The organism is Bradyrhizobium sp. 139 (assembly GCF_023074175.1).
Lineage (GTDB): Bacteria > Pseudomonadota > Alphaproteobacteria > Rhizobiales > Xanthobacteraceae > Bradyrhizobium.
The window spans coordinates 111,160-134,069 of record NZ_JADPKS010000078.1; the positions used below are offsets into that span (position 1 = coordinate 111,160).

Annotated in this window: 24 protein-coding genes and 7 pseudogenes; 15 read left to right on the forward strand and 16 right to left on the reverse strand. The window is 62.6% G+C overall.

Annotated elements, in window-relative coordinates:
- The first annotated feature begins 105 nt into the window (after window positions 1-105).
- Window positions 106-1,212 (forward strand): hypothetical protein, encoded by a 1,107-nt coding sequence (locus IVA80_RS19310; protein WP_247433660.1) that lies wholly within the window; start codon window positions 106-108, stop codon window positions 1,210-1,212.
- Between the two features lie 136 nt (window positions 1,213-1,348).
- Here IVA80_RS19310 and IVA80_RS19315 read toward each other — a convergent pair whose 3' ends face one another.
- From IVA80_RS19315 to IVA80_RS19325, 3 genes and pseudogenes are all read right to left on the reverse strand, one after another.
- Window positions 1,349-1,834: a nucleoside deaminase gene (locus IVA80_RS19315; protein WP_247433663.1), complete on the reverse strand. Its 486-nt coding sequence runs from the start codon at window positions 1,832-1,834 to the stop codon at window positions 1,349-1,351.
- A 13-nt stretch (window positions 1,835-1,847) separates the two neighbouring features.
- Window positions 1,848-2,021, reverse strand: a pseudogene (locus tag IVA80_RS19320) (ABC transporter ATP-binding protein); the annotation flags it as partial.
- Window positions 2,022-2,023: 2 nt separating this feature from the next.
- Window positions 2,024-2,611: pseudogene (locus tag IVA80_RS19325) on the reverse strand (BMP family ABC transporter substrate-binding protein); the annotation flags it as partial.
- A gap of 213 nt (window positions 2,612-2,824) precedes the next feature.
- On the opposite strand from IVA80_RS19325, the gene IVA80_RS19330 reads away from it, so the two are divergent.
- Together IVA80_RS19330 and IVA80_RS19335 are read left to right on the forward strand one after the other, a co-directional pair.
- Window positions 2,825-4,099, forward strand: coding sequence for an allantoate amidohydrolase (locus tag IVA80_RS19330; protein WP_247433666.1), 1,275 nt, complete (start codon window positions 2,825-2,827; stop codon window positions 4,097-4,099).
- 129 nt (window positions 4,100-4,228) lie between these two features.
- Window positions 4,229-5,464: pseudogene (locus tag IVA80_RS19335) on the forward strand (hypothetical protein); the annotation flags it as partial.
- A 10-nt stretch (window positions 5,465-5,474) separates the two neighbouring features.
- Here the strand turns inward: IVA80_RS19335 and IVA80_RS19340 are convergent.
- Window positions 5,475-5,996, reverse strand: a pseudogene (locus IVA80_RS19340) (cation:dicarboxylase symporter family transporter); the annotation flags it as partial.
- Between IVA80_RS19340 and IVA80_RS38625 the strand changes: the two are divergent.
- Window positions 5,994-6,182: pseudogene (locus tag IVA80_RS38625) on the forward strand (type I methionyl aminopeptidase); the annotation flags it as partial. The pseudogenes IVA80_RS19340 and IVA80_RS38625 overlap by 3 nt on opposite strands.
- 84 nt (window positions 6,183-6,266) lie before the next feature.
- Here IVA80_RS38625 and IVA80_RS19345 read toward each other — a convergent pair.
- Window positions 6,267-6,488: a hypothetical protein gene (locus IVA80_RS19345; RefSeq protein ID WP_247433669.1), complete on the reverse strand. Its 222-nt coding sequence runs from the start codon at window positions 6,486-6,488 to the stop codon at window positions 6,267-6,269.
- 351 nt (window positions 6,489-6,839) lie between these two features.
- On the opposite strand from IVA80_RS19345, the gene IVA80_RS19350 reads away from it, so the two are divergent.
- Window positions 6,840-7,022, forward strand: coding sequence for a hypothetical protein (locus IVA80_RS19350; protein ID WP_247433672.1), 183 nt, complete (start codon window positions 6,840-6,842; stop codon window positions 7,020-7,022).
- Between the two features lie 21 nt (window positions 7,023-7,043).
- Here IVA80_RS19350 and IVA80_RS19355 read toward each other — a convergent pair whose 3' ends face one another.
- The 3 genes from IVA80_RS19355 to IVA80_RS19365 form a co-directional block, all read right to left on the reverse strand.
- Window positions 7,044-8,423 (reverse strand): VWA domain-containing protein, encoded by a 1,380-nt coding sequence (locus tag IVA80_RS19355; RefSeq protein WP_247433674.1) that lies wholly within the window; start codon window positions 8,421-8,423, stop codon window positions 7,044-7,046.
- A 6-nt stretch (window positions 8,424-8,429) separates the two neighbouring features.
- The gene (locus tag IVA80_RS19360; protein WP_247433677.1) at window positions 8,430-9,377 is read right to left on the reverse strand and encodes a MoxR family ATPase; all 948 of its coding nucleotides are present in this window, start codon (window positions 9,375-9,377) and stop codon (window positions 8,430-8,432) included.
- Window positions 9,378-9,523: 146 nt separating this feature from the next.
- Window positions 9,524-9,724: a hypothetical protein gene (locus IVA80_RS19365; RefSeq protein WP_247433680.1), complete on the reverse strand. Its 201-nt coding sequence runs from the start codon at window positions 9,722-9,724 to the stop codon at window positions 9,524-9,526.
- A 223-nt stretch (window positions 9,725-9,947) separates the two neighbouring features.
- Here IVA80_RS19365 and IVA80_RS19370 point away from each other — a divergent pair, with 223 nt between their 5' ends.
- A complete protein-coding gene (locus IVA80_RS19370; RefSeq protein ID WP_247433683.1) occupies window positions 9,948-10,922 on the forward strand; it encodes a quinone oxidoreductase in 975 nt (324 codons plus the stop codon).
- 30 nt (window positions 10,923-10,952) lie between these two features.
- Here the strand turns inward: IVA80_RS19370 and IVA80_RS19375 are convergent, their stop codons facing one another.
- Entirely contained in the window at window positions 10,953-11,228 is a 276-nt protein-coding gene (locus IVA80_RS19375; RefSeq protein WP_247433687.1) for a hypothetical protein, read from the reverse strand.
- Between the two features lie 98 nt (window positions 11,229-11,326).
- Window positions 11,327-11,935, reverse strand: coding sequence for an XRE family transcriptional regulator (locus IVA80_RS19380; RefSeq protein WP_247433690.1), 609 nt, complete (start codon window positions 11,933-11,935; stop codon window positions 11,327-11,329).
- Between the two features lie 162 nt (window positions 11,936-12,097).
- Between IVA80_RS19380 and IVA80_RS19385 the strand changes: the two genes are divergently transcribed.
- Window positions 12,098-12,631, forward strand: a complete 534-nt coding sequence (locus IVA80_RS19385) for a GcrA family cell cycle regulator (RefSeq protein WP_247433693.1) — start codon at window positions 12,098-12,100, stop codon at window positions 12,629-12,631.
- A 40-nt stretch (window positions 12,632-12,671) separates the two neighbouring features.
- Window positions 12,672-13,247: a hypothetical protein gene (locus tag IVA80_RS19390; RefSeq protein WP_247433696.1), complete on the forward strand. Its 576-nt coding sequence runs from the start codon at window positions 12,672-12,674 to the stop codon at window positions 13,245-13,247.
- A 46-nt stretch (window positions 13,248-13,293) separates the two neighbouring features.
- Here IVA80_RS19390 and IVA80_RS19395 read toward each other — a convergent pair whose 3' ends face one another.
- The gene (locus tag IVA80_RS19395) at window positions 13,294-13,650 is read right to left on the reverse strand and encodes a hypothetical protein (RefSeq protein WP_247433699.1); all 357 of its coding nucleotides are present in this window, start codon (window positions 13,648-13,650) and stop codon (window positions 13,294-13,296) included.
- A gap of 618 nt (window positions 13,651-14,268) precedes the next feature.
- On the opposite strand from IVA80_RS19395, the gene IVA80_RS19400 reads away from it, so the two are divergent.
- Together IVA80_RS19400 and IVA80_RS19405 are read left to right on the forward strand one after the other, a co-directional pair.
- A complete protein-coding gene (locus IVA80_RS19400; protein WP_247433702.1) occupies window positions 14,269-14,454 on the forward strand; it encodes a hypothetical protein in 186 nt (61 codons plus the stop codon).
- Window positions 14,455-14,599: 145 nt separating this feature from the next.
- Window positions 14,600-14,941, forward strand: coding sequence for a phasin (locus IVA80_RS19405; RefSeq protein WP_247433705.1), 342 nt, complete (start codon window positions 14,600-14,602; stop codon window positions 14,939-14,941).
- 99 nt (window positions 14,942-15,040) lie between these two features.
- Here the strand turns inward: IVA80_RS19405 and IVA80_RS19410 are convergent, their stop codons facing one another.
- From IVA80_RS19410 to IVA80_RS19420, 3 genes and pseudogenes are all read right to left on the reverse strand, one after another.
- A complete protein-coding gene (locus tag IVA80_RS19410; RefSeq protein ID WP_247433708.1) occupies window positions 15,041-15,268 on the reverse strand; it encodes a hypothetical protein in 228 nt (75 codons plus the stop codon).
- Window positions 15,269-15,556: 288 nt separating this feature from the next.
- A complete protein-coding gene (locus IVA80_RS19415; protein WP_247433711.1) occupies window positions 15,557-16,387 on the reverse strand; it encodes an alpha/beta hydrolase in 831 nt (276 codons plus the stop codon).
- Between the two features lie 154 nt (window positions 16,388-16,541).
- Window positions 16,542-17,135, reverse strand: a pseudogene (locus IVA80_RS19420) (ShlB/FhaC/HecB family hemolysin secretion/activation protein); the annotation flags it as partial.
- On the opposite strand from IVA80_RS19420, the pseudogene IVA80_RS19425 reads away from it, so the two are divergent.
- Window positions 17,130-17,318 (forward strand): annotated as a pseudogene (locus tag IVA80_RS19425) (EAL domain-containing protein); the annotation flags it as partial. The pseudogenes IVA80_RS19420 and IVA80_RS19425 sit on opposite strands and share 6 nt — an antisense overlap.
- 19 nt (window positions 17,319-17,337) lie before the next feature.
- Here the strand turns inward: IVA80_RS19425 and IVA80_RS19430 are convergent.
- Window positions 17,338-17,598: a hypothetical protein gene (locus IVA80_RS19430; protein WP_247433715.1), complete on the reverse strand. Its 261-nt coding sequence runs from the start codon at window positions 17,596-17,598 to the stop codon at window positions 17,338-17,340.
- 268 nt (window positions 17,599-17,866) lie between these two features.
- Between IVA80_RS19430 and rocF the strand changes: the two genes are divergently transcribed.
- The 4 genes from rocF (at window position 17,867) to IVA80_RS19450 (ending at window position 21,232) form a co-directional block, all read left to right on the forward strand.
- Window positions 17,867-18,844 (forward strand): arginase, encoded by a 978-nt coding sequence (gene rocF, locus IVA80_RS19435; RefSeq protein ID WP_247433718.1) that lies wholly within the window; start codon window positions 17,867-17,869, stop codon window positions 18,842-18,844.
- Between the two features lie 159 nt (window positions 18,845-19,003).
- Complete coding sequence (gene soxC, locus IVA80_RS19440; protein ID WP_247433721.1) at window positions 19,004-20,275, forward strand: sulfite dehydrogenase; 1,272 nt, start codon at window positions 19,004-19,006, stop codon at window positions 20,273-20,275.
- The gene (locus tag IVA80_RS19445) at window positions 20,262-20,804 is read left to right on the forward strand and encodes a cytochrome c (RefSeq protein WP_247433724.1); all 543 of its coding nucleotides are present in this window, start codon (window positions 20,262-20,264) and stop codon (window positions 20,802-20,804) included. Before soxC ends, IVA80_RS19445 begins: the two co-directional genes overlap by 14 nt.
- 128 nt (window positions 20,805-20,932) lie before the next feature.
- Window positions 20,933-21,232 (forward strand): hypothetical protein, encoded by a 300-nt coding sequence (locus IVA80_RS19450; protein WP_247433727.1) that lies wholly within the window; start codon window positions 20,933-20,935, stop codon window positions 21,230-21,232.
- Window positions 21,233-21,303: 71 nt separating this feature from the next.
- On the opposite strand, the gene IVA80_RS19455 is transcribed toward IVA80_RS19450, so the two are convergent.
- Window positions 21,304-22,551, reverse strand: coding sequence for a divalent metal cation transporter (locus IVA80_RS19455; protein WP_247433730.1), 1,248 nt, complete (start codon window positions 22,549-22,551; stop codon window positions 21,304-21,306).
- Between the last annotated feature and the right edge of the window lie 359 nt (window positions 22,552-22,910).

A 22,910-nucleotide genomic window follows, 5' to 3' on the forward strand; every position in this document is an offset into this window, starting at 1 on the left:
CGGCATGCCTTGAAAGAAGTTGAGGCTTCTCACTCCGGGAGATCGGCGCAAGTGTCGCACCCAAGGACGTTCATTTCTACGTGTCCAAACTTGGGGGTATTCAGGATGTCGTTTCGTTTCAGGGCAATTGCAGCAGCGGCGCTGTCACTTGCCACGCTCGCCACAGGTGGCTTGGCTCAGGCAGCAGACTTGCCGGTCAAGGCCGCCACAAAGGCGCCGGACCTCCCGTTCTTCCTGGTGATCGACAACCGTGTGTCGTTCTCCTGGATGCCGAAGGGCACCGACCCCGGCATGTGGAGCGTCCGCCCCGATGGCAGCATCAACGGCACCACTGCCAAGCAGGTCTACTCCTTCACCCACTTCGACCTCTGGGCCTACGGCACCAACTTCTTCACTATCTCAATGTTCAAGTCCGGTCATAACGATCCCGCCTCGCCTTGCGTGGCGCCCGGCGTGACCATCACCGGTGGCCTTAACGATTGCGCGGGCGCAACCGAGATCTACGGCCTGTTCCGCTCCACCTTCGGCTGGAACGAGATTTTCAACACCAAGGCCTTCACCATGGGGCCGCTGCACAACATCTCGTTCGAAGTCGGCATGGATGCCAACACCGAGAACAACTTTCTCGCGCCGGCCAAGCGCGACGTCGTCGCCGGTCTGCAGTTCGCCTTCGACCTTCCCTACAAGGGCTACATCAACGTCGCGCCGTTGATGTACTACGAATTCCTGAACCACAACGCCTTCACCCAGTGCGGCCTGTTCGTCGCCGGGCCTGCCGGCGTCGCCTGCAACTCGGATGGCAATGTCAGCTACAAGCCGACCTGGGCTGTCGAAATCAACTATTACATGGACCTCGGCTTCCTGCCGCCGAACATGCAGTTCTGGTCGATCAGCGGCCGCGCCGGCTGGTATGGCCCGAAGGGCGACTCGAACGGCCTGCCTGCGCTTTCCGGCACTGGCATCTTCAGCACCAAGTCCAAGACCGAGTTGAACAGTGAACCGATCCGCCTGACCTTCGATGCCTCGAAGGCTGTCTGGGGTGACAAGTACTCGCACTTCGTCGATCTCTGGGTCGCCTATCGCTACTGGCAGAACAAGTTCGGCCTCGACCATAACGCCATGGCTAGCGTCTGTACGATTGCCCCGACCGGCCAGAGCACCAAGAGCTGCACCGAGTCCACGGTTTACGGTGGCGTCACTGTGAAGTTCTGATCGGCTGAGGGCCTCCAAGCTGCAACGATGGCGCCGCGCATGTCCCGCGCGGCGCCATCGGCGCTTGAGGAACGGTACACTGCCGTACGGGGCAGGGCGCTCCACGCCTTCGCCCTACGGCTCTGGATTGGGATAGCTACTTTGCCCACACGCCATCATGCAGCGCTTCAGCCTCGTCCTCGAGCAGCGGGCCGACGACCTCAGTCTGCCGCTGGCCGCTGGCGAAGACCTCGCGGCAGGGCAAATCGAGCGTAGGATTCTCCGGATGGTTGCCGGTGATGCCACGCAGGCGGTGCTCGCTGAGGCCATAGACGACGCGGCCGATGCCAGCCCAGTAGATTGCGCCGGCGCACATCGCGCAGGGTTCCGCGGAGGAATAGAGCGTGGCTTCCGCCAGCACCTCGGGGCCGAACGTACGGCAGGCTTGCGTGGCCGCCAGGCGCTCGGCATGCGCGGTGCCGTCGTGGTCCGGCATGTAGCCGTTTTCGGCCTCGATCAGCACCTTGCCGCCGGCATCGACGACGATGCAGCCGAACGGATGGTTGCCATGGGTGAGGGAACGGCGGGCGACCGCGAAGGACAGGCGCAGGAAGTGCTCGTCGCGTTCGGCTGCGCCGCTCATCGCTCTTCCCTGGTCAATGCCCCGCCATATGCCGGCCGATCACGGTGAGATCGGCTTCGCTGGTTCGTGCTTCATACACGAATTCGCCGTGGAACATCATCACCAGACGATCGGAGAGTTCGAGCAATTCGTCGAGATCCTCGCTGACGAGCAGCACGGCTGCGCCGCGGTTGCGCGCGGCCATGATCAGTCGCCAGTGAAGATCACCTGCGTCGTGGCCTTGGGATTGGCGAGCCTGGCGCCCAGGGCAAAGGCGTTGATGTTGCGCAGCACCTGCGGGATCGGCTTGGCTGCGATGAAGTCGAGCTTGCCGCTCTTGGAGGTGTAGCCCGCGATGATGAGATGTACTGGGCTTCGTCGATGTAACCGAAATAGCTGCCGGCGTTCTTGGGGTCCTTGTCGCTCCAGAGGCCGCCGCAGTGCTCGAAGCGCAGCTTCGGGAACTTGCTTGATCATGTGCGGGTTGTAGTAGCCGAACGAGGTCGGGAAGAGCAGGGTGGCGCTGTCGAGATTGATCATGGATTCAATCGTCTTCTCGACCGCGTCGGTCTCAGGCACCTTCTCTTCTTCCACAACCTTCAGGCCGGGAATCTTCTTCAGCGCCGCCGCGCCCTGCGCATGCGCCTGGTTGTAGCCATAGTCGTCGCGCGAGCCGACATAGATGAACCCGATGGTTGTGTCGGCCGCCAAGGCCGGCCGGGCGCCGGCCGCCGCGCCGAGCGTGAGGGCCGCGCCGCCCTGCAACAAATGACGTCGTGAAATCCTGCCAAAACAGATTAATTTATGAGCAATATTCGATGATTGTATGCAGTGGAGTTAAGCAGTCTCACCGGCTCGCGCGTGTGCATGACGGGCCTGCCGGTTACCCGCATTCATGCTACCCACGCGCCGATCGGGACTGCGCTCGCGATTTTCGCTGGCACCGAACTTGTATCGATTGCCGCCGGGACCGCCGCTGCCGCGGTCCCAAGAGATGGAAAGCTCGCCGAGATGGCTGCTGGTAACGCCGTTCAAACGACATCGCTCGGCGAAGAGATCGTGCGAGGGATCAACGAGCTCGCCGCGATCTCGGAAGAAGGCGACAAGCTCACCCGCATCTATCTCACCAACGAGCTGCGCAAGGCCGCCGACCTCATCTTGAGCTGGATGCGCGACGCCGGCATGAGCGCGCATCTCGATGCGATCGGAAATGTCTGCGGACGCTACGAAGGAGAGCAGCCGGGGGCACCCTGCCTGATGCTCGGCTCGCACTACGACACGGTGCGCGATGCCGGCAAATGGGACGGGCCGCTGGGTGTGATCACGGCGATCGCCTGCGTCGCCGATCTCAACCGCCGCGGCAAGCGCCTGCCGTTCGCGATCGAGGTAATCGGCTTTGCCGACGAGGAGGGCGTACGCTTCGCCTCGACGCTGCTCGGCAGCCGGGCGGTGGCGGGCACGTTTGACGAGAGCGTCTTGAATGTGCGCGACCGCGACGGCGTCTCGATGCGTGACGCACTCGTGCAATTCGGCCTCGACCCCGATCACATCGGCGCGGCCGCGCGGGCGCGGCGCGAGCTGCTCGCCTATCTCGAACTGCACATCGAGCAGGGCCCGGTACTGGAAGCACAGAACCTGCCCGTCGGCGTGGTCACCGCAATCGCGGGCGCGACGCGCCTTGCCGCGCGGCTCACCGGCATGGCCGGTCACGCCGGCACGGTGCCGATGGCGCTGCGCCGTGATGCGCTCGCCGGGGCGGCCGAGTGCATCGGCGCGATCGAGCAGTTCTGCCGCACCGACGAGGGCGGCCTGGTCGGCACGGTCGGCTATCTCCACGCGAGGCCCGGCGCGACCAATGTCATTCCGGGCGAGGTGTCGTTCACCATCGACATGCGCGCGCCGACCGACATGCATCGCAAGCACGCGGTCGCTGACGCCGTCCGCCAGATCGAGGCGATCGCAGAACGCCGGCAATTGGCGCTTCAGCTCGACGTCACCCATGAGAGCCGCACCGCCCCTTGCGCGCCCTGGCTGAAGGAGCAGATCGCGCAGGCGATTGCTGCGGAGGGTTTTTCCGTGTTCGAGCTGCCGAGCGGGGCAGGGCACGACGGCATGGCGATGATCGACATCGCCGATGTCGGCATGATCTTCGTGCGCTGCCGCGGCGGTATCAGCCATCATCCGGACGAGCATGTCGAGCCCGCCGACGCCGACGCCGGCGCGCGCGTGCTGCTGCGGATGATCGAGAATTTCAGGCCGCGGGAGGACCGGACCGGCGCGAACTGACGTTGGCCCTGGGGTCAAGAGCCCGCAAGTCATCGGTTAGAGACACGAATCAGGCGTGTTTGGAGCATCGGCAGCCAGCGTTGACACCAAGAGACATGACCCGACGACGCACATGAACAGTGTTCGTCCGCGGCCATTGAGGACCTTTACCGGCACTCGATGGACAGCGCCTTTTCGATGAGCGAGCCCTTCCTCGTTACCGGTGCGCCGCACGCATCCGCATATTATCCCCGTGACTTCGCCTGGTTCTATCCCGACGTCCTCGATCCCGAGACCATCATGGATTCGCAGGACGCGGTCCGGAGGGCTCGTTTGCTCGAAAAAAGCGTCCGCCTGATGCTGGAGGCGGTTCGCGCCAACGTCGTCACGACGACCATCGTCCCGGCGGGACGCGCGCGGTATCTCGGCGTGAACTACTTCTCGCGCCCTTCGGATACGCTGCTCGGCATTCTGGCAGGACTTCAGCAGATGATCTCTGCCGAGGAGAGGGCGTCGCCGTATCTGGCGATGTCACAATGCGCGCGTGCCGGCCGCTTGCTGCTGGCCCAATACGGCGGTGACCTAAAGAGGGCGATCTTGCAACTGGCGAGCGAGCTGGAGCCGTTCAACGATGACGGTGCCAGGTATTTGCTCTGCGACGCCCGTGCGCCGCGTTCTGCGGCGACGGACACCCGCGCCGAACGCAGGCGTTTCGTCACCAACGCTTGTGTCTACACGACGTTCGTGTGGAGCGTGCAGCTCGAGATCGTCGATGAGAACGAGTTGAAGCGGCTGCTCGGACGCGACCTCGCGCAGTACAAGAGGGACCTGTTCCGTCTGTTCGGCAAGGACGGCTACATCAGGCATTCCCTGGATACCCCGACGGGCTCGGCGGTGTCCTCGGTCGCGCTGGATTTCGTCAGCGTGCAACGCGGCTTTTGGGATCTAAACGATGCGAACGAGCGCGCGCTGTTCGCCGCCACGACGGATCTGATCATTGCGGAGCCGCGGTTTCGCATACCCGGCACGTTCCACTTCCTGGTCTCCGCGGATAATCCCCGGAACAAGATGATCCACAAGATCGCGGCGCCCGCCTATCAGGGGCGATCCTCCTGGCCGACATTCAACGTCGAATTCGCCGATCGAATGCTGGACTATGATGAATTCTCAGGGGGCGATACCTACCGGGCCTGGGCGCAGGGAATATTGAAGGACATTCGCACCGCGACCGAGGTCCATGGCGGATATCAGGAACTGATCTCGGAGCAAGGTCTGAAATATCGCACCTGGGCCTATAAGAGCGCCGTGGCTCACTCCTGGTTTCCTCGCTTCCTTTCCGTCTGGAGCAGGGCGTTCGGAACGCCCTTGCTCCATTGGAATGACTGACCGGCGAGGGCTACCCCGCCGTCACGTCTACGAGCTCGCCACCCTCCAGTACCTTGGCCGCCTTGGCACGGTCGAGATCGCCTTCCCAGGCAGCCACACGACCGTCGCAATGCAATTGCCGACGAGGTTGCTGACCGCGCGGGCCATGCCGATGAACCAGTCCACCGACAGCATCAGAACAAGGCCGATCGCAGGGATGCTCGGCACTGCGTTCAGCATCGCCGCGAGGATCACGATTGCCGACCCCGGCACGCCATCCGCGCCCTTTGAGGTGATCAGGGAGACGCCGAGCACGAGCAGGAGATCGCCGAAGGACAGCGTGTTGGTGACCTGCGCGATGAAGACGACGCGTGAGCTAGATCGAGAAGGCGTCGAGGTTGAACGAATAACCGGTCGGGATGACGAGGCCGACGACGGAATCCTTCACGCCCATCAGCTCCAGCTTCTTCATGATCTGAGGCAGCACGGCGTCGGAAGAGGCGGTCGCAAGCACGATGGTCAGCTCCTCGCGCAGGTAGGCGAGGAACTTGAGCGTCGCAGCATCAGCGATGGCCTGGTGTTCACCATTGAGCCGTTCCTGTCCTTTGGCGCCGAGTGGGACGAGGATGGTGATGATCCATGGACGCTCTACAGCAGCCCCGAGGCGCCTACCGTTCAGTACGAACACACGGTTATCGCAACCCGGAATGGACCTTTGATCGTTACATTGGCGGGTTGAAGCAATCTCCGCGACGCGCCTTCAGCAGCGCGCAAAAGATTCTTTCAGGCGATCGTGCAGAGGTGTTGCGCGCGAACCACCTTGTCACGCCACGAGATCCAGTAGCCGGCATGATCCGCGCACCAGCACCTTGCGTCCGGTCGGCGTCATCGAAGGTACGCCGTCACTGATAACGATGAGGCCTAGCTTGACGAGGCTTTCGATGAGATAAGCTTTCGAGAAGCGACCATTCGACACCGGGTTGCGAAGCGCCTTCAGCGCTTCCCACTGGTCCGGTGAAAGATCGAAATCGACGTCGTTGTTCATGTTGCCTCTAGCGGTAATACCGTTGGCACGCTCCTGTTAACGGCGCTGCATGAAAACCATGCGACGACATTGAGTCCGGAATTCGGTGAGTTGTTTAGAACGTCTCTTCACAAATTGCCGCACATCATTGCATCACAAGAACTAAGATCGTTTACAGGCAAATACCGTTCCGATTTCCGATCACTAATTGATGATCTGCTCTTGATCATGCGGAGCCTGCCGCAGTGCACTAGAAGCATCGCTGTCCCATTCTGCGTCGCAATAAACACAGAAATCTTGAGGCGAAGGGTTCGGGATTCTGTTACGCTAATTTGCAGGCGAATGGCTTTCACACGACAGGAGTGTGAGTGCATGAACAGGCTGGTGGAAATTCGCAATCAGGAATTTCTGTGTCGCGAGCGCGCCGCGCTGGATTCCGAGCGCCGGGTGTTCTGGCTTGCGCAGGCCCAGGAATGGGAGCAGCGCGCGCTCGACGAAATCGCCTACCACTTCCGAGAGTGCAATATCGCTCAAGCGGAGCTGGCGCGAAGCTGACGTTTGCCGTGAATTTGTGGCCTACTGATAAGTCGCCACGATATCGGACACCGCTCGCTCGAGCTGCTGTGCGGTAGCGCATTGGCGCACGACACTGCAAAAGGTCGCGTAGCGCGGCATCTCGGAATCGCCAAAACCCCAGGCGAGCCGTCCTTCGGGATTGAGCCAGACCACGCGCTTCGAGCGCTCAGAGATACGGCGCAAGATGTCGGCGCGCGGGTCGAGATTGTTGCTGCGGGCGTCGCCGAGAACGATCACCGTGGTCTGCGGCGTCAGCATGCGCATAAACTCCTTCTCGAAATCGACCAGAGAGGAGCCGTAATCGGATGAGCCGAAGCCGACCTTGGACATGATCTCGGCCATCGCCTCTTCCGGCGACTGCTTTTCCAGGATGTCGCTGACTTCGATCAGATGCGAGGAGAAGGCGAAGGAGCGGACGTCGTCGACCACCTCGTGCAGCGAGTGGATCAGGAGCAGGAAGAAATCGGAGACCTGCGCGACCGAGCCGGAGACGTCGCAGAGCGCAACAATTTTCGGACGGTCGCGGTGCTTGCGTTTCCAAGCCGTGAGGAAGGGCACGCCACTCCAGGCGGCGTTGCGGCGCAGTGTGCGGCGGACGTCGAGATGGCCGCGGCGCTGGCGCTTGCGCGGCTTCGAATAGCGCTCGCGCAGGCGCCGCGCGATCTGGCGGATGAGGGCGCGCATCTGCTCGAGCTGGCGCCGCTCGATGCGGGCGAGCGGCGCGTTGCGCAGGATTTCGTTGCGGAGATTTTCGGTCTCTTCGCGGGCATAGAGCGCAAGCCCTTGCGAGACGGTGTCGCGCACCGCTTCACGCAAGGCATCGAGCGCGGCGCGCAGGCGCTCGGCGAGCGCCGGATTGCTCGCGGTCAACTCGTCGAGATCGTCGCGCAGGCGCTGAAGGCCCATGGCGTCGAGGATGCGGCTGGAGAAGATACCGCGCTGGGTCGAGTAGCGGATGTCGGAGAGCGAGGCTGCACCAGAGGCACTGGCGATGGCGGCTGCGATCGCGTTGCGATCCTGCGACAGCAGCATCTGCGCAAGTGGGCCTAATCCTTCGGGACGCTGACTTTCGCCCGCTTCGCCCGTCGCATCGGATGAGGGCGACTGATCCGGGTCCTGCGAGGCATCGGCGTCGCTGTCGGCCTCGCGCTGATCCTGCCGCGGCTCGGGCTGGCTGAAGAACAGGTCAAAACAATCGCCGAGTGCGAGCTTCTCGTCCTGCGACTTGGCGAGAGTCAGGAGCAGCGCATCGCGCAGGATGGCGCGGTCGGAAAAGCCGACTTGCCTGACCGCGCGCATCGCATCGATGCTTTCGGCGGGCGAAACGTGGACGCCGGCACCGCGCGCAGCCCGAAAGAAACGATGGAGGTTCTCCCGCATCGCGTGTCAACCGAAGACGTTGGACCGTGCCGCTTTGGCAATGAAGGTCGTAACTTGCGGCGTTGCTGCCTCGATGTCGGACTCGTATTTCAGAAGCACATTGAGCGTGTCCTTGACGATGGCCGTATCGAGCTCTCTGGCCTGAAGCAGCACCAGCACGCGCGCCCAGTCGATGGTCTCGCTGACCGAGGGCAGCTTCTTCAGGTCGAGCGAACGGATCTCATGAATGAAGCCGACCATCTGCCGGCGCAGCGTCTGCGAGATGTTCGGCACGCGGCTCTCGACGATGCGCTCCTCGAGTCGCTGCTCCGGGAAGCCGATATGCAGATGCAGGCAGCGCCGCTTCAGGGCGTCGCCGAGATCGCGCTCGCTATTGGAGGTGAGGATCACCGTCGGCGGCGTGATCGCCGAGACCGTGCCGAGCTCGGGGATCGTGACCTGGAAATCAGAGAGGATTTCCAGCAGCAGCGATTCGAACTCCGCGTCCGACTTGTCGATCTCGTCGATCAGGAGCACGCAGCCGCCCGGCTGCTCCAGCGCCTGGAGCAGAGGACGCGGCTCGACGAACTCCTTGGAGAAGAACACGTCGCCGAAATCGTGGAGCTGCTCGAGTGCGGCATGCAGCGTCCGCGCGCCGCCGAGGACTTCGCCGAGCTTGTCCTTGAGGATCTGGGTATAGAGAAGCTGCTTGGCGTATTTCCACTCGTAGAGCGCCTTGGCCTCGTCGAGGCCCTCGTAGCATTGCAGGCGGATCATCTTCATGCCGCGCCAGGCGGCAATCGCCTTGGCAAGCTCGGTCTTGCCGACGCCCGCGGGGCCCTCGACCAGGATCGGCTTCTCGATCTGCTGCGACAAATAGACGGCGGTCGCGATCTGCCGGCTCGCGATGTAACCCTGCGCGGCGAGGCCGCTCTCCACTGCCTCGATCGCGGTCGAGGGCTTCTGTTCAGCCACGAAAAGGGCGCTCCCAAAGGTCTTGCTTGAGGCTTGTTCTGCCTGCGTTCACCGCAAAGAACAAGCCTCGTTTGGGAGACATCAGACCCGCGTGAACGGCGTTTTTTCCACTGAACGCAAATAGTTGAGCGGTTCGCCGACCGCGGTCAGTGCCGCAGCAGCTCCGGCTTGCGGATGGTCTGTCTGACCTCGGCGCCGCAATCGGCGCATTCATAGACGAAGTCGATCTTGGCAAGGCTCCAATGCGGCTCGACCTCGCGAACATACATTGGCAGGAATCCCATGCACGTCGGGCAAATCACAGGCGCGATCTCGGTGTCCTGATGATGCTGTACATAAGCTGGCATCTCGGCTCTCCTTCGCAGGCGACCACCAACCCCGCGCAAAGGCTACTGCCGGTCGCCCGAAGGTCGTCATCAACTCCTTCGAACAGAGGCGGAACGGCGGGCGTTTGTCGTTCGCTGTGACATTCTTGTCACGTCTCTGTACTGTAACGGGCGGATCAAATACCTATTTCTCCGGCCGATCAGGTTTTCTGACCATCACTGCAACGATAAGGGAGCAACGCCCATGACGCATGCCATTCGTTTTCACAAGACCGGCGGCCCGGAAGTCCTCGTCTGGGAGGAAGTCAGCGTCGGCAAGCCCGGACCGGGCGAGGCGCGCATCCGCCACACCGCCGTCGGTCTCAACTTCGTCGACATCTACAATCGCTCCGGTGTGTATCCCGCGCAATTGCCGAGCGGTCTTGGCAGCGAGGCGGCTGGCGTCGTCGAGGAAGTCGGGCAGGGCGTCACCGATCTGAAGCCCGGCGATCGCGTCGCCTATGGCGCATCGCCGCTCGGTGCCTATGCCGAGGCACGGCTGATCCCGGCTGACCGACTGTTGAAGCTGCCCGACGGCGTCGACGACAAGACCGCGGCGGCGATGATGCTCAAGGGGCTCACCACGCAATATCTGATCCGGCAGACCTATCGCGTGAAGGCCGGCGACACCATCCTGCTCCACGCCGCGGCCGGCGGCGTTGGCCTGATCCTGAGCCAGTGGGCCAAACATCTTGGCGCAACCGTGATCGGTACCGTTAGCAACGACGAGAAGGCCAAGCTCGCCAAGGCGCATGGTTGCGATCATGTCATCATCTACACGCGCGAGGATTTCGTGAAGCGCGTGGACGAGATCACGGGTGGCAAGAAGGTGCCGGTGGTCTACGACTCCGTCGGCAAGGATACGTTCCTGAAGTCGCTGGATTGCCTCGCGCCGCTTGGCGTGGCGGCGCTGTTTGGTGCGTCCTCCGGCGCTGTCGAGCCGCTCAATCTCGGCTTGCTCGCGCAGAAGGGCTCGCTCTACGTCACCCGGCCGACGCTGTTCACCTATGCCGCCAAACGCGAGAACCTGGTTGCAATGGCAGGCGAACTGTTCGACGTCGTCAAGTCCGGCGCAGTCAAGATCGAGGTGCGTCAGACTTACCCGCTGAAGGACGCCGCCAAGGCGCATGCCGATCTCGCCGCGCGCAAGACCACGGGATCGACCGTTCTCACGGTGTGATCTCCAGCCGGACGGCGGCGCAGGCCTCCGTCACGTCCGCTCATGCTTGCGCAGCTCGCGGGCATGATCGAGGCGGATCGCCTGGAGGTCGACTTCTCCAGGCGGAACCTGGGGGAGGACGGCCTCGCTCAGGATAGCCTCGGTCACGTCCTCGACCGAATTCTCCGCGATTTCGTGGATGAACGAGATGTTTTGATATTCACCCGAAGCGATGCGGGAGATGACCTCGCGCCTTGTGATTTCGGGATCGACGACTGCCTCGCGTCCGCGCCGCCCGTAGTCGATCATCACAACGAAATACTGCATGAAACGATCCTGCCGCGCCCCGTAGCCGGGGCGCGGCAGAGTATTTAGGAAAAACGGAATCAAGTCAAGGAGGATTTCCAGAAATCGGAAATCGACGCCTATTTGCTCTTCTTGCGAGGACGTGCCGACTTGGCGCGCAGCCGCTCGAGCTGACCTTTGGGCATGGACAGGCAGATCTCGCCGACCCACTCGAGCTTGACGCCCACGATCGGCTTGGCGTTGAAGCTAGTAAGATTGACGACTGAGGGGGTTTTGCCCCGCTCGATGGTCTTCAGATAGCGTTCCCCGGTCTTGAGTCGCACCGCCGCCTCTTCGCCGTAGAAGCTCGACAGCGGGTGGCGCTGGTCCTTGTAGACCACGACCACGTCGCCGCTCTCGTATTTCGGCAGCATCGAATCGCCGACGATCTCGAAGGCGACCGTCTCTTCCATGATCGGGAAGGGCAGGGCGACGTCGCCGAGCCCCTCCGGCGGAACCTGTTCATAATCGGGCTCGATCACCGCGCCGGCCCCGACGCGGCCCATGATCGGCGCGAGATTGAGCTCAAGATATTCCATGATCGGAATAATTTCGGACGCCTTCACCAAGCGCTCCCCCCCAAGGATCTCCGATACTGCGCCGGGCCGCACGCCCATGGCCTCCGCCAGACCGCCCTTGCTCTTGCCCGTCTTCTCCAGGCCCCGCTCGATCATTGCAACGTCCAACATGGTGATTCCCTCGATTGCCCAGCGTCTCGCCTCTTGTAATCCGAAATTCGGAATCGATGCAATTATGAATATCAGAATTGTCGCTTGACTTCTACTTCGGAATACCGGAATGTGTGTTTCGCCTTCCGGTCGTGCGATCGGAGGAAATCACGGGACAGCAGCATGGAACCGGGCCATTGGCCGTCGGAGCACTCCGACGCGCTTCGCGACCATTTTCTCAAAGGCATGTCTTATGCCGAGATAGGACGGGAGATTAACGCAAGATTTGGAACGGCTTATACGCGCAACGCGGTGGTCGGCCGCGCCAAGCGGCTCGGGCTCGTTGCGCCAGCACGGATGATGAGCCCGTCGATCGTGCCGTCTTTGTCGGGCGAGGCCTGGCTGCCTTCGCCGCGCCGGCCGGCAGTGCCGTACCTGAACGTGCCGCCGAAGTCCGCGCTGAAACCTGCCGCGCGGGTCAAGTTGCGGTGTGTCGGCGTCCAGCCCCGCCTGATCCCGCTGGTCGAGCTCGGGCGCGACGATTGCCGCTATCCCTATGGCGGCGACAAGGACGGGGAGCAGATCACCTTCTGCGGCCATCCGCGCCAGCCGGGCTCCAGCTATTGCACGCCGCATGCCCGCCTGACGCGAAGGTCTGAAGCTGCGTCCGCCCGTGCAGCCGGCCCCGTCGTATTGAGGCTGATCTCTGCCGCCTGACGGGACCGCTATCCGTTCAATTTTGCAAGGGAGTATCCGAGTGGCACGTGCTCGACGCAACAAGTCCTACAGATTGACTGGAATCTGCGACCGGCGATCGCAAGAGGTGCCGTTCAATGCCGAGGTGGTGGAGGTCGAGATCGACAATCCGCTGGCGCTTGATGCCGGCGAGAAGATCGTAGCCGTGCGGTCGATCCGCGGCGACCCGCTCGGCCGGTTGCACGCGCATCACCAAGTCGACGAGGCGCAATATCGCGGCGGGCGCGCCTTCCAGAACGATTGGGAGAGGGCGGAGCGCGGGCCCCAGGCGGTGGACCCGACGCGCGAATATGTCGATGGCACGCGCTCGCGCGAGCCCGTCACCGAGAGCCAACGCCAGGCTGTGCTGCGCCTGAATTTGGTCGAGCGCGAACTCGGTACCGACGGCGCCGCGCTGGTGCACGACGTACTGGTGCTGGGGCTGACCATGGATCAGATCGGGGAGCGCCGCGCCGTCCATACCCAACGCTGGAAGGACTATTTCGCACGGCGCTTTCGCGAATGCCTGGACCGGCTGGCGCTGGTCTACGGCTTTGCAACGGAAGGCGAGGCTCGGCGCGCACAGCGGTGTCGATGACGGCGGCGCGCCTGCTGGCTCGGCCGCAGGCGCACCTGTCCGCTCCTTATGGATGCGGCACGATCTGGCAAGGCGTCGTATAGGGCTCGACACGGAGCGATGCGTTGGCCAAGATCCCGATCTTGGCGGTCGGCGCAAGTTGCAATTCGCCGTTCGGGCCGCGATGCACGTTGTACTGCCAGACCGTGAGGTCGCCCTTCTGCGCCAGCGCGTGCGCAACCGCGCTCGCATCATTGCCGCCGAGTGCTTGAAGCTCCTCCGCCGATAATCCGACGACGATTTCGTCCTTGATGGTAACGATCTTGAACAGATTCATCCTGGTCTCCTGCGCCCATGCGCCTTGTATCGAGAGGGTGAGAAGCGCGACCGCGGCGCCCTTGATGGGATCGCAGCGAGAAAGCATGCCGTCGTCCTTTGGTGCTGAGGCGCGCCCGAATCGAGAAAGTCCGTCAGCCCTGGCGCCCGTGATCTGCGTGGCCGCTTCGCAACCGCTTGGTCGTTCAACCTTGAATGACGGTTCATTGGCGGAAATATCTTCAGACCGATGAACCCATGCGAGAGGCCGCGTCCAAACCCGACATGATCTTCCAGGGTGCATTCGACGCAGCGTGTCGACAAGGAGGCCGATCCTTGGGCGCTGGCCGCATCGCTCGGCTTCATTGGCGGAGGGATCAGACACTGGAGACACCAGGTCAACGCTCATTTTCGTCGACCATGCAGCCGCCGAGGTCGGACTCAACAATTACGTGTATGCTCTGAAGAAACATTAATCTGACGTCGCCAACCTCCGTTCACATCGCAAACACGGCGAAATGCCGCGACGGTTGACAGCGATCGATGCAGTGTGCGTGAGTGATGCCGCTTCTTGACGCAGGTGGGTGACGACGGTCCATATTCCTGTTATCCGGAATTGCCGTGGTGCGATGCAGACGAAGCATCGCTACGGCGACGGTTGGGGCTTGCCGGAGGGGTTGTTCCTTGGCATAATTGCAACCTGCTCGATGCTTGTCATGGATGCGAGATGAAAAACCTCAATTTCGCGGCTGAACTGCACCTTAAGCTCGGCGCGCCTGCAAGCAGCACCGTCGAAAGTCTGCGCCTGCTTCGTGCATTCCTGAAACTCGCGCCTCGACAGCGTTTCGAGGTCATTAAGCTGGTCGAAGACCTCGCCACCGAAGAAATCCTTCCCGAGCACCCCCTGTCCTGAGCCCGGCCACGCGCCGGCCTTACGCCTCGTCCCTCGTTTTCCTGCCGGAGCCGGACCGCCGGGCGCCGTTGGTCCCCTGGGCTGGCCGCTGGAACGCGACCCGGCAAGTGTGGTATTCAGTTGGGAAAAAGGGAGGAGTACGACCATGATCGAACCGAAGATCGAAGTCCCAGCCGAACTGCGCGACTTGGCCGAAAAGACGATCGACCAAGCGGAAAAGGCATTCGGCATGTTTTTCGAAGCTGCCACCAAATCGATGACATCGGTTCCCGGAGCGGGCACCGAAGTGTCCAAGCAGGCGCTCGCGTTCACCGAGCAGAACATGAAATCGGCGTTCGAACACGCGCGCAAGCTCGTGCATGCCACCGACCTTCAGGAAGCGATGCGAATCCAGTCCGACTTCCTGCGCAGCCAGTTTACTGGCGCAGGGGACCACATGCGCCAGATGACCGGCAGCTTCATGCAGTCCGGCAAGGAAAAGTCCTGATTCCGGCGTGTGCGCTGCGTGCCGATAATTGATCTTGCGCGATGTGGAGATCCGCACTTCAATGCTGGCGCAGGTCCATGATGGGCCACCGAACGGGCTTCATTCGCCGTCCATCGTCTTTTCTGCTGATCCCTGTCGGTCCTCCGGCAGGGATTTGCATTTTGTGGCGCTCGCGTCGGCCTGGCCGTTCGCCACGACGCGGCAGCTTGCATACCACCGCGTGGCGAGGTCGGAGCCGTGGCTGGGATCAGCGGCGAGAGCGGACGACGCGCCGAAGCTCGAGGCCAAGCCAAGCAGCAGGAAAATTCGCCTTAAATGCTGGTGCATCCGGCGCCCCTCATGCATTTTCTTGCGGCCGCCGCGCTCAGCCGCAGCACGATCCTGGAAATTGCGATAGATCGATGCGGGCGATGGTCGACCGCAACAGCTTGCGGGTCACTAGAGATGCCGCGCCAACGCCGCTGTCCTCGCCGCGGGCAGGCCAAAGCTTGCCGCATCAAGACTTTTTGTATCAAGGCTTTCGATGGAGTGCGACACGTGCCTCTCCGGGATGGTGAGGCCCTTCCTATCGTAGCCAGCCTGGGCCTGCCTTGATCTGCCGCAAAGGGCTCCCGGCTAATAGTCGCCGGGATTCATGATCATCGGGCTTTTGGTGTCAGCCGGCGCGAGCGCGCTGCTGGCACTGTTGCGCAGGAAGCGGTCGAGTGTCTCCTGGATCTTTCCCTTGACCGCATCGGGACCACGATCGCTCATCTCGGTGTGCTGAGCACCGGTATGGACGATGTCGATGCCGCGCGCTTTGGCCTCTTCCGGCGTCGGCAGCACGCCCGGATCGGTCTGAAAATGCGGATCCTTGGAGCGGAACGACAATATCTTCATGTTGTCGCTGAGCACGAAGGGCACCCGCAGATTGTCGAGCGTAATCACCTTCGACACTATCTCCGGGTGCTGATGGGCGACATACATCGAGACGTCGCCACCGTTGGAATGACCGACGAGGGTGATGTGGTCGTAGTCGGCGTTTTCCTGCCGTCGCTTCAGTTCGGCCAGGGTGAAAAGGATGTTGGCCTCGCAGCGGATATAGACCTCGCGCCGCCCGACATATTGCTGACCGACATGGGTCATCAGCGGCGGATCGCTCGGCAGGTCTTGCTGGATGCTGGCAACGAGATAACCGCGCGCCGCGAGCACGTTGGCGAGGAAGGAATACTCGGTGGCCTTGACGGTGTTGCCGTTGCTGATGACAGCAAGCGGGAGCTTCCAGAGTCCGAGATTGGCCTTGGTCTCGTAGTCGCGCCGCACCGCGATTTCGACCGAAATCGGCCGTTGGCGCGAGGCATCGAACAGAGTCAAAATCTCATGGCGGATCGCGAACCGGCTGACCACGAAATACTGGCCGACGCCGAGGACGCAGAGAAAAGCCAAGATTACAAACACCCTTTTCATGGATCGGTCTCAAATCACTTTGGGCTGAACATGGTTATTGGGAACTCCCGGATCGAGCGATCGTGAGCAGGCTACGGCATTAAATTTAAGCAAGTCTGTGAGAAGCGCCCCAAAAGGGCTGCATCAAGGCGCGCGGCAGCCGAAGGCTGCGCGGCTAGAGGCTGCCGCCTCTGCTGCGTTCGGGGCAGAGCCGGAACGCGCTCGACAGGGTGAACAGGAAGCGCGGGCTGCGGCGCTCGTTTTCTGGCGCCCGGTAGCTCAAGGGGACGGCCACGCCGAGATCGGCTTGAAGATCGTCCGGCAGAAAGAACCGCACGCCGGCTCCGGCCGATGTCAGCGACAGGCCGTCGCTCAGGCGGTAACCGTCGTTCCAGACCGCGCCGGCCTCGCCAAAGGCGTAGAGCCGATAGCCGCTCCAGTAGCGGAAATTGAGCTTCTGGTCGAAGCGCAGCTCGAGCGAGCCGGCAAGGCCGTTGTCGCCGCTGATCTCGGCTGCGCCATAGCCCCGGCCGAAAGCGGCGCCGCCGAGATAGAATTGTTGCGAAGTGAACAGCGGCCGTGATGCCGTCTGGCTGGCCGCGGAGAGCTTGAGCGACCAGGCGTCGTTGAGTGTCTGGTAGCGCGTGAACCAGAGGTTCAGCACTGAGAAGTTCGACGCGGCGCCGTCGCGCGACAACAGGTCGCCGTCCAAATGCGAGGCGCCGAAGATGTCGAGGCCCTGACGGTAAATCTGCGTCGCGAAATTGGTCTTAGTAAGCAGCTCGGACTTACGGTCGTAGTCGAAGGCATTGAAAACCGTGCCACGGCCGACTTTCTGGTCAGCATGGGATGCGAGGAAGGGCAGGGCTACTTCTTCGGCCGCCCGATGCCTGCCGAGGCGTTCGAGAAGCAATTCCTGGCGGCTGAACTCGAAGTTGTCAGCGCTGCCTGAACCGCTTCAACTCTGATCGCTAGCGCCGCCGTGCGACTGCCACACCAAAAAGGAAAGCGACGAACAGACTGGCCAAGGGCGCTTCGCGTGTCATTGCCGCGATTGTCGAGAGCGGCCGGCCGGGTTTCCGCGCTTCATCGATCGCGGCAGTGAGGCGATCGATCGCGGCGTGGAGACCGCCTGCGATCTCGCCGATCGTACGGGAGACGTCGGTCGCTGCATCGATGGCGCGCTCGGCTACCCCGGGCCGGGGATTGGACTGCGGTATTTCGGTGCTCAAGCTCGCGACCTCCGAATCCGACGAAGAGATGGAGGCCGGCACCTTTGGCTATCCGCGCGAGCGCTCGTTCTGAACAGCGGGCCGAAAGACCTTTGGCTATCCGCGACAGGCGCCGTTTTGAACGGCGGGTGCCAGCCTCGCAGGGAAAATGCGGCGCCCGGGAATTTGTTCCGGGCGCGCGAGGCCTTTCGGGACCCATGATCCCGGGAAACGACGGATGCGAATCTCTGTTAGGCTGGCGGAGCCTTGCTGACCTCGGGAGATTGCTGTGACCGATCGGATCATGACGGATCGAGCCCGGCGTATCGCCTTGCTCGGCGCGCCCATCGACATGGGGGCTTCGCAGCGCGGCACCTTGATGGGCCCTGCGGCGCTTCGCACCGCCGGGCTTGCGGCACTGCTCGAAAGCCTTGATTTCGAAATTGTCGATTACGGCGATCTCTCCGTGGCGGAGGTCTGGGACCTCGCTGACAGGCCGCCCGAAAAAGCCAATCATTATCGCGAAATCCAGCGCTGGACGCGCGTGCTGAGCCGCAGAGGCTATGAGATCGCACAAACCGGTGCGTTACCGATTTTCCTCGGCGGCGATCACACATTGTCGATGGGCTCGGTGAATGCCATGGCGCGCTACTGGCAGGAGCGCAGACGCGAGCTGTTCGTGCTCTGGCTCGACGCCCATGCCGATTACAATACGCCCGAGACGACGATCACCGCCAACATGCACGGCATGTCGGCGGCGTTCTTGTGCGGTGAGCCTGGCCTCGACGGATTGCTTGGCGATGACCCGCGCGCCTCGATCGATCCTGAGAGGCTGGACCTGTTCGGCGCGCGTTCGATCGACAATCTCGAAAAGGAGTTGATGCGCACACGCCGGATCAGGGTTGTCGACATGCGCCAGATTGACGAATTCGGCGTCGCTGTGCTGATCCGGCGCGTCATCGAGCGCGTCAAGGCGAGCAATGGCGTGCTCCATGTCAGCTTCGATGTCGATTTCCTCGATCCGTGTGTGGCGCCGGGAGTTGGCACCACGGTGCCGGGTGGAGCGACCTATCGCGAGGCGCATCTGATCATGGAGCTGCTGCACGATTCCGGGGCGGTGGGATCGGTCGATATCGTCGAGCTCAATCCGTTCCTGGACGAGCGCGGTCGCACCGCGCGCACTGCGGTCGAGCTGATCGGCAGCCTGTTCGGGCAGCAGATCACCGACCGCCCGACGCCGAGCAACGCGATCGCACCGGGCGAGTGACGCGAGAGATTTTTTGCATTGCGAAGAAGGGAACTGCTGTTGCGGCTGGCGGATCTAGATCAGTCCTGATCGAAATCGGCTGTCTTTGAAATGGGGGCGGATTGCAAATGCAGTTCGCGCAAGGTTTGATGCCGCTCGAGCTTCAGTCGAGGATCCGCAATGAGCAACACGATCGACGCCGACGGAAAATCCGCGAGAACAACACGCCGCCGCTTCCTGCAAGGTGGCACTGCGGTGGCGGGCAGCGCCGCTCTGGGTGCTGGCGCATCGGCCGCCGCGGACACGGACAACCTTCCGCCCAACATTCCCGAATGGATGAAGGCGCCGGGCGAGCCGGTGGGAGGCGAGCCCTATGGTGCGCCGTCACCGTTCGAGAAGGGCGTCGTCAAGAACATCTCGAAGACTCTCAAGCAGTACATTTCTGCGTCCAGCCGGACGCCATTGCAGGAGCTCGACGGCGTCATCACGCCGAACGGATTGTTCTACGAGCGGCATCATGGCGGTGTTCCGACCATCGATCCGGCGCAGCATCGGCTGATGCTTCACGGCCTGGTCGAACGGCCCCTGATCTTCACCATGGACGATCTGCGGCGCCTCCCGTCGGAGTCGCACATCCACTTCCTCGAATGCTCCGGCAATCCCGGTTACACCAAGCCCTATGGCAAGACGGCATCGGACCTCGTGGGTCTGGTGAGTTGCGCCGAATGGACCGGCGTGAGCCTGAAGCTGGTGCTCCAGGAGGCTGGATTGAAACCGGACGCCAAATGGGTCGTCGCCGAAGGCGCTGACGCCGCTGCGCTGACGCGCAGCATTCCGATCGAGAAATGCCTCGAGGACGCCCTTCTGGTCTACAGCCAGAACGGCGAGCGGCTGCGTCCGCAGCAAGGCTATCCGTTGCGGCTGTTCCTGCCGGGCTTCGAGGGCAATATGAGCGTGAAATGGCTGCGCCGTCTGCACGTGACTGCGGAGCCCGCATATTCGCGCGAAGAAACCTCGAAATACACCGATCTCTTACCTGACGGCACGGCCCGCGAGTTTTCCTTTTACATGGAGGCGAAGTCGATCATCACGCGCCCCTCGGGAGGCCAGCATCTGAACGCGCCCGGCTTCCACGAGATCACCGGCATCGCCTGGAGCGGACATGGCAAGATCAAGCGTGTCGAGGTGTCGGTCGATGAGGGCAAGAGCTGGCAGGACGCGCGATTGCAGGAGCCGGTGTTGACGCGCGCCCTCACGCGCTTCCGCCTGCCTTGGCAATGGAACGGCAAGCCAGCCGTGATCCAGAGCCGTGCCGTCGACGAGACCGGCTATGTGCAGCCGACGCTGGCCGAGTTGCTTGGGGTGCGCGGCGAGAACTATTTCTACCACAACAACGCGATCTGGCCCTGGCGCATCGCGGCTGACGGCGAGGTGACCAATGCGCTGGCGTGAGACTTGCGGCATCGCCGTCGCAATCGTGCTGGGTGCGTTCGCCAGCGAAGTGCAAGCGCAAAGCCCCTACGGCATCGGTCGCCCGGCGACGGCTGCGGAGATCGCGGGCTGGAATATCGATATCGGACGTGACGGCAGCAATCTGCCGAACGGAGGCGGCTCCGTCAGCCATGGACGCGAGGTGTTCGTCCAGCAATGTGCCTCGTGCCATGGCGAAAAAGGCGAGGGCGGCCTGGCTGACCGGCTCGCCGGTGGCCAGGGCACGATAGCAACGCCCAAGCCTGTTCGCACGGTTGGTAGCTATTGGCCTTATGCGCCGACGCTGTTCGACTACATCCGTCGCGCCATGCCGCAGAACGCGCCTCAGTCGCTGAGTGACGACGACGTCTATGCGGTGTCCGCCTACATCCTGAACCTGAACGGGCTGGTGGCAGCCGATGCGACGCTCGATGCCAAATCGCTTGCGGCCGTCAAGATGCCGAACCGCGACAGGTTCGTCGGCGACGCGCGCCCCGACGTGAAAAAGTGAGACGTGAAAAAGTGATCGCATCGAGACGATCAGGTTCCGCGCAGTGGCTCGGAACTTGCTTAAGCGAAGGGTGGAACTCGCAGGATGCGTTTGCGTTAATCTACGAGATGAACAAGTAGGAACTTTCGATGGCAGCCGATCGCTTCGCAAACTCCATGTCCTCGGCCTCCATGTCCTCGGCGCTTCGCCATCCCGGCGTGATTGCGCTGATCGTGGCGGGCTTGACGATTGCTGCGATGTTGATCGTCGATCACGGGCCGTGGAGCCGTGCCAGGACGCAGCCGGCTCACGTTGCGATGTATGCAACCACGGGCGAGGCCGCGCACGCCGTTGGCGCCAAGGTGCTTCCGACCGAACCGAAATCGTCGCTCGAGCCCGAGCGGCCGGGGCCGAAAACGTCCCCGACCGTCAATCCCGTGACGCCGTAATACGCGTGCCGGCCGTGCCTGCGGCCTTCGTCATCGCGTGGCAGATTTCGTCGGCATTGTCGCCGGTCCAGTCAGCCCATCACGGACGAGCCGAGCAGGGCGAGGACGGCCAGCGCCATGATCGCGGTGCCGAGCCAGCCCAGCGCGACCAGCCATGACTGGGCCTTGAAACGGCCCATGATCGCACGGCTCGAGACGATCAGCATCATCATCGCCATGATGGGGACGGCGACGATGCCGTTGAGCACCGCGCTCCACACCAGCATGTGTATCGAATCGATGCCGGTGAAGCCGAGGCCGAAGCCGATGATGGTTGCCGCCGCGATGATGGTGTAGAAGCCGACCGCTTTTTCCGGCTTCGCCTCCAGCGTGGCGCGCCAGCCGAAAATCTCCGCAACGCCGTAAGCCGCCGAGCCCGCCAGCACCGGGATCGCCAGGAGGCCGGTGCCGATGATCCCGAGCGCGAACAGCGCGAAGGTGAAGTCGCCGGCGAGCGGACGCAGCGCTTCGGCGGCTTCCGTCGCCGAGTTGATCCTGGTGATGCCGTTGGCGTTGAGCACGGTCGCCGTGGTCAGGATGATGAAGAAGGCGACGCAGTTGGAGAGCAGCATGCCGACGGTGGTGTCGGCCCCGATGCGCGCGATCTCAGGATCGCCGCCGGTCGGAAGGTCGCGCAACGGCTTGTCGCGCTTGCCCTGGTTCATCTCCTCGACCTCCTCCGAAGCCTGCCAGAAGAAGAGATAGGGGCTGATGGTGGTGCCGAGCACGGCGACGACCATCAGGAAATACTCGGCGCTGAGATTCGCCTTCGGCCATACCAGGGCGAGCAACGCGGTGCTCCACGGGATATTCACGGTGAAGGCGGTGGCAACGTAGGCGAACAACGTCAGCGTCAGGAATTTCAGCACCGGCGCATAGCGGCGATAGGGCGCGAACACCTGGAGCAAGGTCGAGCCCGCGGCGAAGATCAGCGCGTGCTCGTGATTGAGCCCGCCGATCACCAGCGAGAGTGCTTCCGCCATCGCGGCGATGTCGGCGGCGATGTTGCAGGTGTTGGCGATGACGAGCAGCGAGACGAGCCCCAGCACGATCCAGCGCGGCGCGAGCTCAAGCACGTTGGCGGCGAGCCCTTTGCCGGTGACCCGGCCGATTTGCGCGCTGACGAGCTGAATCGCGATCATGAACGGCAGGGTCAGAAACACCGTCCAGAGCAGCCCGTAGCCGAATTGCGCGCCGGCCTGCGAATAGGTCGCGATGCCCGACGGGTCGTCGTCGGCTGCGCCGGTGATGAGGCCGGGGCCCAGCCGTTTCAGCAGCATCGGCGCGGACTTCGTCCGGGCTTCGGCGCCGTCGTGCTTGGCGTGGCGTTTCGATCGGTTTGCCAGGACTGACCTTCCGGAATTGCGAACTCATGTCTCAAGCATGATCATGGCCGCAAAGTTCCATCGTCGGCCGGCGCCGCGCCGTCTGCCGACGCCAATACTTCGTCGTTCCTTTGACACGTCGGGCAAAACACGTGTAGAGTCATATCATCACAGAGATCGTCGAGCCCGCGCCATCACCGGTTGCGGGCTCTTTGTTTGGTGCGCCCAGCATGGGTGCACTCTTATGGGTGAAAGTCCCATCGTGAGTTGATCACAACGAGCGAAGTGAAGCGCAACTGCATGAGGGCGACCGA

What these genes read in the sequence shown, in the direction of transcription:
- IVA80_RS19310 (WP_247433660.1), top strand. Translation starts at nt 106, where the DNA reads ATGTCGTTTCGTTTCAGGGCAATTGCAGCAGCGGCGCTGTCACTTGCC.
- IVA80_RS19315 (WP_247433663.1), bottom strand. Translation starts at nt 1,834, where the DNA reads ATGAGCGGCGCAGCCGAACGCGACGAGCACTTCCTGCGCCTGTCCTTC.
- IVA80_RS19330 (WP_247433666.1), top strand. Translation starts at nt 2,825, where the DNA reads ATGGCTGCTGGTAACGCCGTTCAAACGACATCGCTCGGCGAAGAGATC.
- IVA80_RS19345 (WP_247433669.1), bottom strand. Translation starts at nt 6,488, where the DNA reads ATGAACAACGACGTCGATTTCGATCTTTCACCGGACCAGTGGGAAGCG.
- IVA80_RS19350 (WP_247433672.1), top strand. Translation starts at nt 6,840, where the DNA reads ATGAACAGGCTGGTGGAAATTCGCAATCAGGAATTTCTGTGTCGCGAG.
- IVA80_RS19355 (WP_247433674.1), bottom strand. Translation starts at nt 8,423, where the DNA reads ATGCGGGAGAACCTCCATCGTTTCTTTCGGGCTGCGCGCGGTGCCGGC.
- IVA80_RS19365 (WP_247433680.1), bottom strand. Translation starts at nt 9,724, where the DNA reads ATGCCAGCTTATGTACAGCATCATCAGGACACCGAGATCGCGCCTGTG.
- IVA80_RS19370 (WP_247433683.1), top strand. Translation starts at nt 9,948, where the DNA reads ATGACGCATGCCATTCGTTTTCACAAGACCGGCGGCCCGGAAGTCCTC.
- IVA80_RS19375 (WP_247433687.1), bottom strand. Translation starts at nt 11,228, where the DNA reads ATGCAGTATTTCGTTGTGATGATCGACTACGGGCGGCGCGGACGCGAG.
- IVA80_RS19380 (WP_247433690.1), bottom strand. Translation starts at nt 11,935, where the DNA reads ATGTTGGACGTTGCAATGATCGAGCGGGGCCTGGAGAAGACGGGCAAG.
- IVA80_RS19385 (WP_247433693.1), top strand. Translation starts at nt 12,098, where the DNA reads ATGGAACCGGGCCATTGGCCGTCGGAGCACTCCGACGCGCTTCGCGAC.
- IVA80_RS19395 (WP_247433699.1), bottom strand. Translation starts at nt 13,650, where the DNA reads ATGCTTTCTCGCTGCGATCCCATCAAGGGCGCCGCGGTCGCGCTTCTC.
- IVA80_RS19400 (WP_247433702.1), top strand. Translation starts at nt 14,269, where the DNA reads ATGAAAAACCTCAATTTCGCGGCTGAACTGCACCTTAAGCTCGGCGCG.
- IVA80_RS19405 (WP_247433705.1), top strand. Translation starts at nt 14,600, where the DNA reads ATGATCGAACCGAAGATCGAAGTCCCAGCCGAACTGCGCGACTTGGCC.
- IVA80_RS19410 (WP_247433708.1), bottom strand. Translation starts at nt 15,268, where the DNA reads ATGCACCAGCATTTAAGGCGAATTTTCCTGCTGCTTGGCTTGGCCTCG.
- IVA80_RS19415 (WP_247433711.1), bottom strand. Translation starts at nt 16,387, where the DNA reads ATGAAAAGGGTGTTTGTAATCTTGGCTTTTCTCTGCGTCCTCGGCGTC.
- soxC (WP_247433721.1), top strand. Translation starts at nt 19,004, where the DNA reads ATGAGCAACACGATCGACGCCGACGGAAAATCCGCGAGAACAACACGC.
- IVA80_RS19445 (WP_247433724.1), top strand. Translation starts at nt 20,262, where the DNA reads ATGCGCTGGCGTGAGACTTGCGGCATCGCCGTCGCAATCGTGCTGGGT.
- IVA80_RS19450 (WP_247433727.1), top strand. Translation starts at nt 20,933, where the DNA reads ATGGCAGCCGATCGCTTCGCAAACTCCATGTCCTCGGCCTCCATGTCC.
- IVA80_RS19455 (WP_247433730.1), bottom strand. Translation starts at nt 22,551, where the DNA reads ATGCTGCTGAAACGGCTGGGCCCCGGCCTCATCACCGGCGCAGCCGAC.